Origin of the sequence: Amycolatopsis sp. lyj-23 (assembly GCF_046549135.1) — a bacterium.
Taxonomy (GTDB): Bacteria; Actinomycetota; Actinomycetes; order Mycobacteriales; family Pseudonocardiaceae; genus Amycolatopsis.
This window is the reverse complement of record NZ_JAJPWN010000003.1, coordinates 68,602-83,076: the sequence shown is the minus strand read 5'-3', so window position 1 is coordinate 83,076 and position 14,475 is coordinate 68,602. Positions and strand designations below refer to the sequence as shown.

The following is a 14,475-nucleotide window of genomic DNA, read 5'->3' as shown; positions in this document are numbered from 1 at the left end:
AGGATATTGGCCTTATGGAAGCCGGGCTCCCAGTAGGTGGACGCATCTCAGGACCGCGATTGGCCGTCATGCTGGGTTCCTGGCGGCAAGGCGGCTCGCGGCAGGGCGCGGCCGACCTGGCCGCGGCGATCGAACTGCAGGTGCTGGACGGCCAGCTCCCGCTCGGCACCCGGCTGCCCGCCGAGCGCGAGCTGGCCGACGCGCTCGGCGCCAGCCGGACGCTGATCGGCGCGGCGCTGGACCGCCTGCGCGAGAACGGGTTCGTCGCAAGCCGCCGTGGCGCGGGCTCGTGGATCGCCGCCCCCGGACGGCGCCGCCGCGGGCCGCTCGCGCCGGCCGGCGCCGGCTCGATCGACTTCACCCACGCGTCCTCGCCGGCGGTGCCGGGCACGGCCGCGGCGGTCGACGCGGCCCGCGTCCGCCTCGCCGACCACCTCGGCGACCACGGCTACCAGGAACGCGGCCTGCTCGGCCTGCGGGAACAGATCGCCCAGCGCTACACCGAGCGCGGGCTGCCGACGACACCGGCGCAGCTCATGGTCACCAACGGCGCGCACCACGCGTTCGTACTGGTCCTGCGGATGCTCGCCGGCCCCGGCGACCGCGTGCTGGTGGAGCAGCCGACGTACCCGAACGCCCTGGAGGCGATCCGCGCCGCGCACGCCATCCCGGTGCCGGTGGCGCTCGACCCGAGCGGCGAGCGCGGCTGGGACATCGCCGGCGTCGACGCGGCGCTGCGCCAGGCGTCCCCGCGCTTCGCCTACCTCGTCGTCGACTTCCAGAACCCGACCGGCCTGCGCCTGGACGCCGACGGCCGCGCCCGGCTCGGGACCGTGCTCGCCCGCGCCCGGACACCGGTCGTGGTGGACGAGACGCTCGTCGAGCTGGACCTGGAGGGCGACCCGCGGCACGGGCCGCCGCCGCTGGCCGCGTTCGCCGGCGACCTGGCCATCTGCGTCGGCTCGGCGGCGAAGACGCACTGGGGCGGGCTGCGGCTCGGCTGGATCCGGGCGTCGGAGGACCTGCTCGGCCGGCTCGTCTCGGCGCGCTACGCCGTCGACCTCGGGTCGCCGGTGTTCGAGCAGCTCGTGCTCACCGAGCTGATGGCCGACGGAACCGTGCTGGACCGGCGCCGGGCGGAACTGCGCGGCTACCGCGACGCGCTGGCCGGCGCGGTGCACCGGTACCTGCCGGACTGGACGTTCACGCTGCCGGACGGCGGGCTGTCGCTGTGGTGCCGGATGCCGGAGCCGGTGAGCTCGCGCCTGGCGGTGGCGGCGGCGAGCCACGGCGTCCAGGTGGCGCCGGGTTCGCGCTTCGGCGTCCACGGCGGGCTGGAGCGCTGGATCCGGCTGCCGTTTTCGCTGCCGCCGGACCGGATCGACGAAGCCGTCCGGCGGCTGAGCGCGGCCGAAGCGTCGGTGCGGGGCACCCCGGCTTCCCTGGACGCCCCGATCGCCTAGAAAAGAACGAACCGGTGCGCTGGATGCGAGCCTGCTCCCAGGGATGGGCGGCGTTCATGTGCATCCAGCGCACCGGTTCGTCGTTCCACACACCCGCTCACGGACGTGACCCCGTTCACGGGTGCCGCGGCTTCCCGGCACAGCCCCTCGACGTGCCGGGAAGCCGGCGGCTCAGGTGCGCTCGCGGTACTGCGAACCCTCGCTCGGCGCGGTGAGCGAGGACTCCCGGAGCGCACCCGGTGTGGGTCCCGGCGCCGCGGGGGCAGCGCGGCGCCGGGACCGGGATCCGACCCGGCCGGGCGCGGTCGGCCGGTCGGAAAGTTCGTGGTTTCGCATGGGTTCGCCCCTGGGTGCTTCGGACGCGCGCAAGCGGCGTCACGAGACGTGAAAGAGTCACGGATTTGTGGCTGGAGCTGGGGATTCGTCACGCATCAACGGCGCGCGGGCGCGCTCGGACGACCTGAAAACGGGCGCACTTGTCCCCGGCGGCCCGGTCCGGGGTCAGTCGGGGGAGGTGGTGGGCAGGGCGGCTTCCCTGCCTGCGCCGTCGGCATCGTGGCCGCGGCTGGTACCGATCAGCTTGAGCTGCGTGGTGGTGACGTCGTCGGTGTGGACGGCGAAGGCGTGGCGGGCGCCGCCGGAGCCGTCGTGGCCCGGGGCCGCGGTGGGGGCCGGCGCGCTCGGGGCGGTGGTGCCGCCGGGCAGGCCCGGCGTGGAGTCGCCGCCGCCGCCCGTGGAGGCGTGGGTGCCGGAGTCGCGCGGCTGCTCGTGGACCGCCGGCAGCGTCTCCGCGTGCCGGACGACCGGGTGCGCGACCGCGAACCGGGTGCTCTGCTGGTCCGCCGTCGTCGAATCGGCGGCGACCGGCGCGGACTCGACGACCGTGGCCGGGGCCGGCGTGCCGACGGCCGTCGCGCCCGGGACCGTGGTCACGGCCGTGGCGCCGCTGGTGGCGTTCGCGCCGCCGAGCACCGGGCTCAGGAGGTCGTCGAGGGGCAGCAGCACGGGCGCACCGGGCTGGCCGGCGGGCGGCTGGGTCAGCGGCGCCAGCACCGTGTGGGACAGCGTGTCCGTGACCGTGCCGAGCGTGCCCGCGACGGTGTCGAGCGTCCCGCCGACCACGTCGAGGACGCCGCCGACGAGACCGCCGACCAGGCCGCCGCCGGACGAGGTGGTCTTGGCCGGGGCCGCGGCGGTGTCCTTTGTGGTCGCTCCGGTGACCGCGCCGAGCGTGCCGCCGACGAGGTTGCCGAGCAGGTTCCCGCCGGTGGAGGTGGCCTTCGGTGCTTCGGCGGCCGAACTCGCCGCGAAGGAGGTGGCCTTCGTGGTGGCCTCTGTGGTGGCCTTTGTGGTGGCCGCGGGCTCATCGGTGGCCGGGCTGTCCGGCGTGGCTTCGGCGGACGGACGGTCCGGCGTCGCCGTGGCCTGGTCTTCGGCGCGCGAGGTGTCCTTTGTGGTCTCGGACACAGCGGGGTCGTCCGCCGGCGGCTGCGTGTCCTGCGGCGGCTCGGCGCTGTCGGTCTTCGGCCGCACCGCGCACGTGGGGGCGCCGGTCTCGTGGTGGCTCTTGCGGTGCTTGGCGTGCCAGAGCGGCTTCGCGGCGTGGTCCACAGTGGAAACCACGGGTGCTTCGGGGCACGACGGCGCGGCGGCCGCCGATGCGGTGCTGCCGGAGAGCGCGCCGCCGAGCAGCCAGCCCGCGAGGGTCAGACCGCCGGCGACCAGGATCTTGGCCGCGGGACGCTGCAGCGACGCCGTCCACGGCCGCGGTGCGCGCCCGCGCGCGTGGGAGGCAGCCAGGTCACCCCGGGTGAGCGCAGGACGCACGGGGGCGTCCGCCGTGCTGCTCACCGCCACCACCACCGTCCGCGCCTGAGGCTTCCGCATTCCCCGCTCGAGCCCGTTCCTGCTGAATCTTTCTCCGGCCAGGTCGCAGTTCCCCCGAAGGCTGCACTCGTTCCAGCACCGTTCGGGAGTCTTTCATCTCTCCCGCGTTCGATCCAGCCCGCGAGGCCGAGCGGCCCTACCCGGCAACGCATCTGCGGCCGACGAGTTGATCACTCTCAGTGCCGTTCGGGTGCGGGCTTACGGCCATTCGGACGAGTTCTGCAAATTGCACATTTTCGGCTGACCTGATGTTTCCGCGCGGCCGATGGCAGTCCGTGCCGAGCCGGTTTCGCTCGGTGTGCGTCCCGCGGTTCGGCCGGGCCGCCGGAAATCGGCCCGGGATGGGGTAAGCCCACTGGGCCGAACGGGTTCAGCGCGCGACTTCGCTTGCCTCGCGCGGAAACCCGCGGGGGTCGCCCGTCCGGGAGCCGGCTGCGGTGAGTGATGGCGAAAACGGCGGCCGGTGCGACGCTCCGGGTCGTCCGGCGCGGCGCGGCACCGGCAGGCGGAGGGCCGCGCCGCAGGACTCCGGTGCCCACCTCGGCCGTTGCAGGACGCAGTCACCGGTGTCGCGGAGAGTGACGACTCGGCGTGGCAAGTGGTGGACGTGCCGTGCCGTCCCGCCGGGCTCCGGCGTCCCGCCCCGCGCGCCCCCGGCGCCCGGTGCGGCCCGGGAACGGCCCCGGACGCCGTCTACTCAGCCGGACCGCGGTGATCAGACCAGTTTGCGCAATCGGGTGATGGCCTCGTCGATGACCTCGTTGCGCTTGCAGAACGCGAAACGCAGCAGGTGTTTCCACTCGTCCGGGTGATCGGTGAACACCTTCACCGGCACCGCGGCGACGCCCACCCGGCCCGGCAGCTCCCAGGCCAGGTCGGCGGCGTCGGTGAAGCCGAGCGGCCGCACGTCGACGCAGACGAAGTACGTGCCCGCCGTCGGCCGCACGGCGAACCCCGCGTCCGCGAGGCCGGTCGAGAGCCGGTCGCGCTTGTCCTGCAGCGACGCGCGCAGGCCGTCGACCCAGGGCAGTTCGTGGTCGAGCGCGTGCGCCACGGCCGGCTGCAGCGGGCCGCCCGAGACGAAGGTGATGAACTGCTTCGCCGCCTTCACCGCGGCGACGAGTTCCGGCGTCGAGCAGACCCAGCCGATCTTCCAGCCGGTGCAGTTGAACGTCTTGCCCGCGCTGGAGATGCTCACCGTCCGCGGCCGCATCCCGGGCAGCGTGACCAGCGGGATGTGCTCAACTCCGCTTGACACGTCGAAGACCAGGTGCTCGTAGACCTCGTCGCAGATGGCGATGAGGTCGTGTTCGACGCACAGCGCGGCCAGGGCTTCCAGCTCGGCGCGGGTGAACACGGTGCCGGTCGGGTTGTGCGGGGAGTTCACCAGGATCGCCCTGGTCCGCGGCGTGACGGCGGCGCGCAGGCCGTCGACGTCGAGGCCGAAGCGGCCGTCCGGGCCTTCGACGAGGCCGACGACCCGCCGCTCGGCGCCGGCCATGGCGACCGCGGCGGCGTAGGAGTCGTAGTAGGGCTCGATGACGAGCACTTCGTCGCCCGGCTCGGTCAGGGCCAGCAACGCGGCCGCAATGGCCTCGGTGGCGCCCGCGGTGACGAGGATCTCGGTGTCCGGGTCGTACTCGGTGCCGTAGCGCCGCCGGTGCCGCGCGATGGCCGCCCGCAGCTCGGGCCGCCCGGGGCCCGGCGGGTACTGGTTGGCCCCGCCGAACAGGGCGTTCTTCGCCGCTTCGAGCATGCCGTCCGGGCCGTCGGTGTCCGGGAAGCCCTGGCCGAGGTTGACGGCGTCGTGCCGGACGGCCAGCGCGGTCATCTCGGCGAAGATGGTCGAGGTGAACGGCCGGAGGCGGGGGACGAGAGCAGGTTCGCGCACGATCAGCCATCCTCACGGACAATGGCGGTGTGGAGCAACTGACCCCCGCGAGGGTGACGCCCGCCGACCCACCGGGCGGCGCGGCCGGTGAAGAGGAAAAGCGGCGTGCGCTGCGCAAGATGAAGCTCGTCGCGCTGTCGTTCCTGCTCGGCGCGACGCTGGTGTTCCTGCTGACCAGCTGGGCGCAGTCGGCCGGCTGGCCGGGCTGGGTCGGCTACGTGCGCGCCGCGGCCGAGGCGGGCATGGTCGGCGCGCTGGCCGACTGGTTCGCCGTCACGGCGCTGTTCCGGCACCCGCTCGGGCTGAAGATCCCGCACACGGCGATCATCCCGAACAAGAAGGACGCGCTGGGCAACAGCCTCGGCGACTTCGTCGGCTCCAACTTCCTCTCCGAGGAGGTCGTGCGCGACAAGCTCAAGCGGGTCGAACTAGCGCGGCGCCTCGGCGCGTGGCTGGCGCAGGAGGAGAACGCCGAGCGCGTGACGTCGGAGCTGTCGACGATGGTCCGCGCCGCCGTCCGCGTCCTCCGCGACGAAGACGTCCAGGCGATCATGGAGCAGGCCGTCGCGCGCCGGATCATCGACAAGCCGTGGGGCCCGCCCCTCGGCAAGATCCTGCAGGGCGTGTTCGCCGACGGCGCCCACCACAAGCTCGTGGACCTGATGTGCGACCGCGGCTACGAGTGGGTGCGCGAAAACCACACGACGATGCTGCGCGTGGTTTCGGACCGGGCGCCGAGCTGGTCGCCGAAGTTCGTCGACGAGATGCTTGCGGACAAGGTGTACGGCGAGGTGCTGTCCTTCGCGTGGGCGGTCAAGACCGACGTCAACCACCCGATGCGGCTGGCGCTGGACAAGTTCCTCGGCGAGTTCGCACAGGACTTGCAGACCGATCCCGACGTGATGGCCCGCGCCGAGCAGGTCAAGGGCCAGATCGTGCACCACGAGGAGGTCCAGCGCCTGATCGGCTCGGCGTGGAGCACGGCGAAGGAGATGCTGCTGACGGCGGCCGAGGACCCGTCGAGCGAGCTGCGCCGCCGCGTCCGGCTGGGGCTGGTCTCCCTCGGATCGCGCCTGGTGTCCGACGACCAGCTGCGCGCGAAGGCCGACGGCTGGGTCGAGGGCGCCGCGGCGTACCTGGTCAAGAACTACTCACGCGAGATCACCACGATCATCACGGACACGGTCGAGCGGTGGGACGCGGAGGAGACGTCCCGCAAGATCGAGCTCCAGGTGGGCCGCGACCTGCAGTTCATCCGGATCAACGGCACGGTCGTCGGCGCGCTCGCCGGCCTGGTCATCTACGCCGTGGCGGAGCTGCTGTTCTGACGGCTGATTCCTATACCACACCCGGGGGAGCTCTAAACCAGTTGTCCACAGGAAGCTGAGTTATCCCCGGGGTTATCCACAACTTTTCACGGTGATGGCCTAACGGCTGTCCACAACGTGTGGGGGCGCGGCGGTCGGGGGCGTGGATATGTGGTGCCTCGTCCCCAAGTTGTCCACAACCGTTCGAGTGTCCGCCGCTCGAATGAGGGCTCTCAGCCCGCGGTGGCGGTGCGGGCGCGCCAGCCCCGTGCCTTCTCCCGGTTGCCGCACACCCGCATCGAGCACCACGTCCGCGACCGGTTGCGCGACTCGTCGTAGAACGCCCACAGGCACGTGTCCGCCGGGCAGATCTTCAGCCGGATCCAGTCGCCGCGGACCACCAGGCGGGCGCACGCGACGAACACCGCGCCGACGACGTCGGCCGCCACCAGGGCCGGGCCGTCGGCCGTCAGGGAAATCCGGGTGTCCACGTCGGCGTGGCCGGCCGGGAGGCGGGGGTCGCCGATCGCTGCGCGCAGCGCGTCGCGGGCTGCGCGGGCCTCGGTGGCCGGGTTGGCCGTCAGTGCGTGGGCGGCTGCCCACTCGTGCCACTGCGCGGGGTCTTCGAGCAGGTCGGTGCCCTCTTCGACGTTGACCGTGTTCAGGAAGTCCACCACGAGGGAGGCGTCGGTGTGCACCTGCCGATTGTACGGCGGTTGCCTTTGCGTGGGCTAACCCACATAATCGCTTCACTGGTTACTCGTGATCGAAGGGAGCGACGATGGGTGCGGTACCGACGCTGGGTGTGGTGGCCCTCGACTGCCCGGACCCGGTGGCGCTGGCGGAGTTCTACCGCTCGGTCCTCGAATGGGACGCGCCCGAAGTGGCGGCGGACGGGCACTGGGTGACGCTGACCAACCCCGCGGGCGGGGCGGGGATCGCCTTCCAGCGCGTGCCCGACTACCGGCCGCCCGTGTGGCCCTCGGCGGAGCACCCGCAGCAGCTGCACCTGGACCTGAACGTCACGGACCTGGAAGCGGCGCACGAGCGCGTGCTCGGCCTGGGCGCGAAGCTGCTCGACGACCGGCCCGAGACGTTCCGCGTCTACGCCGATCCGGTCGGGCACCCGTTCTGCCTCTGCGCCTGCTGACGGATTTCTGCGTAAGCTCGGTGGGGTGATTTGTCCGAAGTGTCAGAACCTCATGCGGACCGTCGACAAGAACGGCATCCACATCGACCAGTGCGACGGCTGCCGCGGGATCTTCCTGGACCGCGGTGAGCTCGAGGCGATCGCCGGGGCGGAGAGCTCGTTCTACGGCCACCGGGGGCGTCCCGACTCGCCGCGGCCCCACCGCGGCGGCTACCCGGACTCGCCGCGGCCGCACCGCGGGTACTCGGACTCGCCCCGGCCGTACCGGGGCGGGTACGCCGACTCGCCGAAGCCGTACCGCGGGGGCTACGCCGACTCGCCGCGGCCGTACGGGCACGGGCACCGCAAGCGCGGCTTCCTCGAGAACCTCTTCGACTGACATGGGGCTCGACCTGCGGATCTGCCCGGCGTGCGGCGAGCTGGCCGAACGCCCGGTCGTCGCGGGCGCGGTCATCACCTGCCCGAAGTGCGGGCAGCTGCGGCCGTTCCGGAAGCTGCCCCTGTTCGCGCTGACCGGCCCGAGCGGCGCCGGGAAGTCCACGGTGGGGCCGCTGCTGGCCGAGCGGTTCGCCGGCGACGTCGTCCTGCTCGAGCAGGACATCCTCTGGATCGACGCCCTGCACGACGACGTCGGGACGTTCCGCTCGGTCTGGCTGCGGATGGCGGCGATGGTGCAGCAGAACGGGCGCCCGGTCGTGCTGTGCGGGACGGTCGCGCCGCCGGAGTTCGAGGCGTTGCCGGAGCGCGCGTTCTTCAGCGAGATCCACTACCTGGCGCTGGTCGGGTCGCCGGAGTCGTTGCGCGCCCGGCTGCGCGCGCGGCCCGCGTGGCGTGAGTGGGACGAGCCGCGGATCGAAGAGATGCTGGAGTTCAACGACTGGCTCCGGACCTCGGCCCTCGCCCTCGGCGTCGACCTGTTCGACACCACGGAGGCGTCCACGGAGGCGACCGCCGACCACGTGGCGGCGTGGATCCGCGCGCGGCTTCCTTAGGGCAACGGCCAGGTGCGGCCGGCCGGCGAGTCGAGCCAGAACTCCTGCCGGTCGCCGGTCACCGTCACCCCGAAGCGGTCGCGGTCCGGCTTGCCCAGCTCGCACCACTCGACGAACGCCGCTTCCGCGATCTCCCACAGCGGCCGCGGGCCACCCTGGGCCACTTCGTCCGCGCCGCCGCGCTTGCGGTGGCGGACCCACGAGCCGTCCGGGTGGACCAGCGCGACGCTCGCCGCGTCGCCGCCGCCTTCGCGCACCGGCCGGACGCCGGGCAGCGCCAGCCCGGCGAAGAACTCGAACTGCTTGCGGGGCTGGAGCACCGCCGACATCGGCAGCCTCGTCTGCTCCCAGTCGCCGCGCGAGGGCATCGGCAGCGGGCCGGTCTCCGGCAGCCGGTGCGCGCGCAGCGGCATGAACCGGCCGTCGCGGGCGAGGACGCGGCCCTGCGCGGTGCCGTCCTCGCCCACCACGAGCCGGACGAGCCCGGCGCCGATCGGGCGGTTGAGCGTCGTCACGATCAGCCCGCCCGGCGCGGTCTGCGCGAGCCACGCGGGCGGGATCGAGGACACCGACGCCGTGCACAGCACCCGGTCGAAGACGGTGCCGCCCGGGAAGCCGAGCGCGCCGTCGCCCACCGCGCACGCCGGGTGGTGGCCCGCCGCGGCCAGCCGCTCGCGCGCCGCCGCGACGAGCGCCGGGTCGATGTCCACTGTGGACACCCGGCCGCTGCCGCAGCGGTGGCTCAGCAGCGCGGCGTTGTACCCGGTGCCGGTGCCGATCTCGAGCACGCACTGCCCGTCGCGCACGCGCAGCTCCTCGAGCATGATCGCCATGATCGACGGCATGCTCGACGAGCTCGTCGGCGTGCCCGCGACCGGGCCGGTGCGCCGGGCGAGCTCCCAGTGGGCCGGGTCGTCGTCGAGCTGGGTCACCAGCACGTCGCGGCTGTAGACCGTCTCGAGCCAGCCCGGGTCGCCGCGGTCGACCGCGGCCCACAGGCCGCCTGCGGGCACGAAGAACCGCGGCAGGAAGACGTGCCGCGGGACCGCGCGGAAGGCGGCGATCCACTCCGGGGCGTGCAGGACGTCCTCGTCGAGCAGGTGCTCGACGAGGCGCCGCCGCAGCCGGGCCGAGCGCGTCATGGGACCACGGTAGCGGTGCGCGTCACACCCGATGGTTGCAAGCAGAGTGCTTGCAATAGCTAGCACTCGCGCGTACCGTCGGAAGTGTCGCGAGGAGGTGACCGGATGGCGGAAACCGGTGGGACGGCAGGATCCGGCAGTCCCATGGAGAAGGTCGCGGACATCGCTTCCGACATCGGCGAGTACATCCGCCAGCAGCGCAACACCGCGAAGATCTCGTTGCGCCAGCTGTCGAAGCTCGCCGGCGTGTCCAACCCGTACCTGAGCCAGATCGAGCGCGGGGTGCGCAAGCCCAGCGCGGAGATCCTGCAGCAGATCGCCAAGGGCCTGCGCATTTCGGCGGAAGCGCTGTACGTGCAGGCCGGGATCCTCGACCTGCCGACGGGCGGGCCGGTGGGCGACGCGATCCGCGCCGACGCCGAGCTGACCGAACGGCAGAAGCAGGTCCTGCTCGACGTCTACGAATCCTTCCGCCGGGAGAACGCCGCGGCCCGGCCGGCCGCCGGATCCGCTGCCGCCCCAGAGACCACACCAGCCGCGAAAACCGAGGAGTCAGCATGACCAACCCGAAGACCGAAGACGTCAAGAAGGCCGTCACCACCGCCCTCGACCAGGTCCGCACGCCGCTGCTCGCCGCGCTCGGCGCCGGCAACCTGGCCACCCACGCCGTCACCGACGCCGTGGCGAAGGCCAAGGAGAACGTGACCAAGAGCGGCGAGGTGGCCCGCAAGAACCTGCAGGAGCTGCCGACCGACGTCGAGAGCCTGCGCGAGAAGCTGGACCCGGCCGAGCTGCGCAAGGTCATCGACGAGTACACCGAGGCCGCGCTCAAGCTGTACAACAAGCTGGCCGAGTCGGGCGAGCAGGCGTGGGACAAGATCGCCACCCAGCCGCAGGTCAAGAAGGCCATCGAGCAGCTCGAGGAGGCCCTGACCACCGCGCAGGGCCAGGTCGAGGGCGTCACGACCGAGGTGCGCGAGCGCGTCGACGGCGTGCTGGCGAAGGTGACCAAGCGCACCCGCTCGGCCGGCGAGAAGACCGCCCGCAAGGTGACCGAGGTCGCCGGCGAGACCGCGGACGCCATCGAGGAGCTGGGTGACGACGTCGCCCACGAGACCCGCTCGGTCGCCCGCAAGGCCGCGAACAAGACGGCCCCGAAGACGGCCGCCCCGGCCCGCCGCACGACCACGACGAGCACCACCAGCGCCGCCGCGAAGAAGCCGGCCGCGCCGAAGACCGACAAGTGAAAACGCCGTGAACACCCGGCCCCGCCACCGGACCCCCGGTGGCGGGGCCGGGGTCGTTCGGGTGGTTTGCCGTAAGCTGTCGCTGTGCTAGTCGCCATCTGGATCCTCAACGTCATCCACTGGGGCAGCGCGCTGGTCGGGCTCTTCGCCTTCGTGCACGCGCTGCTCCAGCGCGCCGACGCCTACTCCGCGGCCGACCGCAAGACCAAGCCCGTCTGGATGCTGATCACCGGCGGCGCGACGCTCGCCATGGTGCTGTTCCCGGTGATGGGCCCGGGAATGATCTTCTACGTGCCCGCCATGGCCGCGGCCCTGGTCTACATCGTGGACGTCCGGCCGAAGCTGATCGAGGTGCAGCGCGGCGGCTCCAGCTGGTGATTACTCTGGCGGGGTGACCTGGACGATTGCCGGGAGCCTCACCGTCGTTCCCGCCCCCACGCGTACTGATCTGCTCGCCGAGCCCGTGGCCAAGGCCCTCGCCGCGCTCGCCGACCCGGATGCCGTCGGCGTCGCGGAGATCGATCCCTCGCTCGCCGACACCGCCGCCTTCTGCGAGGCCTACGGCTCGCCGCTCGAGGCGTCCGCGAACTGCGTCGTCGTCGCCGGCAAGCGCGCGGGCGAAGTCCGCTTCGCCGCCGCGCTCGTGCTCGCGACCACCCGCGCCGACGTCAACGGCGTCATCAAGCGCCGCCTCGACGTCCGGAAGGCGTCGTTCGCGCCGATGGACGAAGCCGTCTCGCTGACCGGGATGGAGTACGGCGGCATCACGCCGGTCGGCTTGCCCGCCGACTGGCCCGTCCTGCTCGACAAGCGCGTCGCCGACGCACCCGAGCTCGTCATCGGCAGCGGGATCCGCGGCAGCAAGCTGCTGGTCTCCGGTGCCGCGCTGGCCGCCCTGCCCGGCGCCGAGGTCATCGAGGACCTCGCCCGGTGACGTCCGTCTGGCTCCGGTACCTGACCGGCGCGGACATCGACGCGCTCGGCATCACCGAAGCGGACATCGTCGGCGCGGTCGAGGACGTGCTCGCCGACCACGGCCGCGGTCAGGTCGTCTTCGAGCCGCGGACGCACCTCGTGCCGGACAACGGCGGCAAGGGCCACTTCAACATCCTTCGCGGCCACCTGTCCGCGAAGCAGGTCAGCGGCGTGAAGGTCGTCGGTGACTTCGTGGGGAACTTCGAGCGCGGTCTCCCTTCGGAAATGGCGCTGATCCTGCTGCTCGACCCGGACACCGGCATGCCGCGGGCCATCGTCGACGGCACGATGATCACCGAAGCCCGCACCGGCGCGATGACCGCCGTCGGCGCGAAGTACCTCGCCCGCCCGGACGCCCGGGTGCTCGGCCACATCGGCGCCCGCGGGACCGCCTGGTGGAACGTCGTGCTGCTGGACTCCCTGTTCGACTTCGCCGAGATCCGGGTGACCAGCAAGCGCCCGGAGTCACGCGACGACTTCGGCCGCCGGCTCTCCGAACGGCTCGGCAAGGACGTCCGCGTCTGCGCCACGGCCGCGGAGACCCTGGACGGCGCGGACATCCAGGTCGAGGCCTCCCGGCTGGTCGAGCCCGAGGCGCTGGTGCGCCGCGAGTTCCTCCGGCCGGGCACCTTCCTGGTGCCCTACGGCACGATCAGCGCGCTCGAGCTCACGCTGCTCGACGACATCGACAAGGTCGTGGTCGACGACTGGCGCGAATCGCGGTCCGGCGACCCGCGGTTCGGCGCCCTGCGCCCGCAGCTCAACGCCGGCCTCCTCACCGCCGACGGCGTCCACGCCGAGATCGGCGACGTCGTGGCCGGGAAGAAGCCGGGCCGCGAGCACGACGCCGAACGGATCCTGTTCTGGCACCGCGGACTGTCCACAACGGACGTTGCCGTGGCCGACATGGTCCTCGCCCGTGCCGAGGCTTCCGGCGTCGGCACCATGCTGCCCTACCGATGATCGTCTCCGACAGCGAGTTCGCCGACGGTGAACGGCTGGTTCTGGACGAACCGCTGGTGGCGGCCCTGACGCGGCGCCGGAACGCGCTCCTGGCGGCCCTTGCCGAACCGGGAAAGCCGGTCTACGGCGTCACCACGGGCATGGGCCGCCTCGCCGGGGTCGCGCTGGACGCGCGGCAGCAGGCCGAGCACCAGCGCAACCTGCTGATCGGGCGGGCGGTCGGCGGCCCGCCTTGGCTGCCGCCCGAAGACGTCCGCGCGCTGCTCGTCGTGCGGCTGCGCGACTTCCTGCAGCCGTGGTCGGGGGTGAGCCCGGAGCTGGTGCAGTTCCTGGTGGACCGCCTGAACGACGGCTTCACGCCCGCGGTCCCGCGCTCCGGGCTCGGCAGTTCGGGCGAGATCATCGCGCTGTCCCACGCCTTCCAGACGTTCCTCGGCATCGGCACGGTGCTGGAGGACGGCGTCGAGGTGTCCGCCGCGTCGGCGCTCGCCGCGCGTGGCGCGACACCTTATGTGCTGGGGCCCAAAGAAGGCGCTTCGCTGCTTCAGGGGTCTCCGCTCGCGGTGGTGCACGCCCAGCGTGGCGAGGCCGAGACCCGGCGGCTGATCGACCTGCAGACGCTCACGGCAGCGATGGCGATAGACGTGCTCGGCGCACCGCGTGAGGTGTTTTCCCCGGTCATGGCGGGTGGCGACGACCACCTGCGTGCGGTGCTGCACGAGCTGACCGGGCTGGTGGGCGCCGGGCCGGTGCGGCCGGGTGTGGTGCAGGCGCCGCTTTCGGTGCGGGTGGCGCCGCGGGCGCTGGCGCACGCTTCCCGCGTCCACGCCGACCTGCAGGAGACCCGGCGGCGCTGGGCGACGATGCCGGGCGATTCGCCGTCCTTCGTCGACGGTTCGTTCCTGCCGGGTACCGCCTACCACGCGGTGGACCTGGGGTTGCGCATGGACGCGGTGACGGCCGCGCTGGTGCACCTCGGCGAAATCTCGGTGCAGCGCACGCACCGGCTGCTGGACGAGCGGTCCAGCGGGCTGCCGCCGCAGCTCACGGCCGACCCGGGGCCGCAGGCGGGATTGGTTCCGCTGCACAAGCGCGCGGCCGGCGAACTGCACGCGCTGCGCCGGCTTGCGACGCCGGCCACGCTCGGTTCGATCGACACCTCGGCCGGCCAGGAAGACGTGCAAGCGTTTGCGCCGGCGGCCGGGGAGCAGTTGCGCGCGGCGGCCGCGCACCTGTTCGCGATCACGGCGTGCGAGCTGATCACGGCGTCGCAGGCCCGGAACCTGGCGGGCGGCGAGGGGACGCCGGGACTGCGTGCGGGGTACCGGTGGGTGCGGTCGGTGGTGCCGCCGCTGGACGAAGACCGCCCGCTCGGACCGGAGGTCGAGCGCCTGATCACCGCGTGCCGGGCGGCGCACTCCGGCGACCTGGCGACGCTCGCCTGAGCCCGGCGGAGGT

15 protein-coding genes are annotated in these 14,475 nt (G+C 72.8%); 11 read left to right on the top strand and 4 right to left on the bottom strand.

All coding sequences use genetic code 11. From position 1 onward, the window contains the following. Window positions 1-14 precede the first annotated feature (14 nt). The gene (locus ACLJPY_RS06370; protein ID WP_410587091.1) at window positions 15-1,463 is read left to right on the top strand and encodes a PLP-dependent aminotransferase family protein; all 1,449 of its coding nucleotides are present in this window, start codon (window positions 15-17) and stop codon (window positions 1,461-1,463) included. A 501-nt stretch (window positions 1,464-1,964) separates the two neighbouring features. Here the strand turns inward: ACLJPY_RS06370 and ACLJPY_RS06365 are convergent. Further along, entirely contained in the window at window positions 1,965-3,314 is a 1,350-nt protein-coding gene (locus ACLJPY_RS06365) for a hypothetical protein (protein ID WP_410587090.1), read from the bottom strand. 751 nt (window positions 3,315-4,065) lie between these two features. Continuing rightward, on the bottom strand, window positions 4,066-5,241 hold the full coding sequence (locus ACLJPY_RS06360) for a pyridoxal phosphate-dependent aminotransferase (RefSeq protein ID WP_410587089.1): 1,176 nt from the start codon (window positions 5,239-5,241) through the stop codon (window positions 4,066-4,068). A 29-nt stretch (window positions 5,242-5,270) separates the two neighbouring features. Between ACLJPY_RS06360 and ACLJPY_RS06355 the strand changes: the two genes are divergently transcribed. Beyond that, the gene (locus tag ACLJPY_RS06355) at window positions 5,271-6,569 is read left to right on the top strand and encodes a DUF445 domain-containing protein (RefSeq protein ID WP_410587088.1); all 1,299 of its coding nucleotides are present in this window, start codon (window positions 5,271-5,273) and stop codon (window positions 6,567-6,569) included. Window positions 6,570-6,781: 212 nt separating this feature from the next. Here ACLJPY_RS06355 and ACLJPY_RS06350 read toward each other — a convergent pair whose 3' ends face one another. Then, on the bottom strand, window positions 6,782-7,246 hold the full coding sequence (locus ACLJPY_RS06350; protein ID WP_410587087.1) for a CGNR zinc finger domain-containing protein: 465 nt from the start codon (window positions 7,244-7,246) through the stop codon (window positions 6,782-6,784). A gap of 83 nt (window positions 7,247-7,329) precedes the next feature. On the opposite strand from ACLJPY_RS06350, the gene ACLJPY_RS06345 reads away from it, so the two are divergent. Genes ACLJPY_RS06345 through ACLJPY_RS06335 form a run of 3 tightly spaced genes read left to right on the top strand, consistent with a single transcriptional unit; the run spans window position 7,330 to window position 8,690 of the window. Next, window positions 7,330-7,698, top strand: coding sequence for a VOC family protein (locus ACLJPY_RS06345; protein ID WP_410587086.1), 369 nt, complete (start codon window positions 7,330-7,332; stop codon window positions 7,696-7,698). Between the two features lie 52 nt (window positions 7,699-7,750). Beyond that, a complete protein-coding gene (locus tag ACLJPY_RS06340; RefSeq protein ID WP_410587085.1) occupies window positions 7,751-8,077 on the top strand; it encodes a zf-TFIIB domain-containing protein in 327 nt (108 codons plus the stop codon). 1 nt (window position 8,078) lies between these two features. Further along, the gene (locus tag ACLJPY_RS06335) at window positions 8,079-8,690 is read left to right on the top strand and encodes a nucleoside kinase (protein ID WP_410587084.1); all 612 of its coding nucleotides are present in this window, start codon (window positions 8,079-8,081) and stop codon (window positions 8,688-8,690) included. Here the strand turns inward: ACLJPY_RS06335 and ACLJPY_RS06330 are convergent. Next, window positions 8,687-9,832 (bottom strand): methyltransferase domain-containing protein, encoded by a 1,146-nt coding sequence (locus tag ACLJPY_RS06330; protein ID WP_410587083.1) that lies wholly within the window; start codon window positions 9,830-9,832, stop codon window positions 8,687-8,689. The two genes, ACLJPY_RS06335 and ACLJPY_RS06330, sit on opposite strands and share 4 nt — an antisense overlap. A gap of 144 nt (window positions 9,833-9,976) precedes the next feature. Between ACLJPY_RS06330 and ACLJPY_RS06325 the strand changes: the two genes are divergently transcribed. The 6 genes from ACLJPY_RS06325 to ACLJPY_RS06300 all read left to right on the top strand — a co-directional run bounded on the left by ACLJPY_RS06325 (window position 9,977) and on the right by ACLJPY_RS06300 (window position 14,462). Beyond that, the gene (locus ACLJPY_RS06325) at window positions 9,977-10,393 is read left to right on the top strand and encodes a helix-turn-helix domain-containing protein (protein ID WP_410587603.1); all 417 of its coding nucleotides are present in this window, start codon (window positions 9,977-9,979) and stop codon (window positions 10,391-10,393) included. Continuing rightward, a complete protein-coding gene (locus ACLJPY_RS06320) occupies window positions 10,390-11,079 on the top strand; it encodes a hypothetical protein (RefSeq protein WP_410587082.1) in 690 nt (229 codons plus the stop codon). Before ACLJPY_RS06325 ends, ACLJPY_RS06320 begins: the two co-directional genes overlap by 4 nt. Window positions 11,080-11,163: 84 nt before the next feature. Beyond that, a complete protein-coding gene (locus ACLJPY_RS06315; RefSeq protein ID WP_410587081.1) occupies window positions 11,164-11,457 on the top strand; it encodes a DUF2516 family protein in 294 nt (97 codons plus the stop codon). A 13-nt stretch (window positions 11,458-11,470) separates the two neighbouring features. Then, window positions 11,471-12,013, top strand: a complete 543-nt coding sequence (locus ACLJPY_RS06310) for a YbaK/EbsC family protein (protein ID WP_410587080.1) — start codon at window positions 11,471-11,473, stop codon at window positions 12,011-12,013. Continuing rightward, the gene (locus ACLJPY_RS06305; RefSeq protein ID WP_410587079.1) at window positions 12,010-13,017 is read left to right on the top strand and encodes an ornithine cyclodeaminase family protein; all 1,008 of its coding nucleotides are present in this window, start codon (window positions 12,010-12,012) and stop codon (window positions 13,015-13,017) included. The genes ACLJPY_RS06310 and ACLJPY_RS06305 overlap by 4 nt, the downstream gene beginning before the upstream one ends. Continuing rightward, on the top strand, window positions 13,014-14,462 hold the full coding sequence (locus ACLJPY_RS06300; RefSeq protein ID WP_410587078.1) for an aromatic amino acid lyase: 1,449 nt from the start codon (window positions 13,014-13,016) through the stop codon (window positions 14,460-14,462). The genes ACLJPY_RS06305 and ACLJPY_RS06300 overlap by 4 nt, the downstream gene beginning before the upstream one ends. Window positions 14,463-14,475 lie beyond the last annotated feature (13 nt).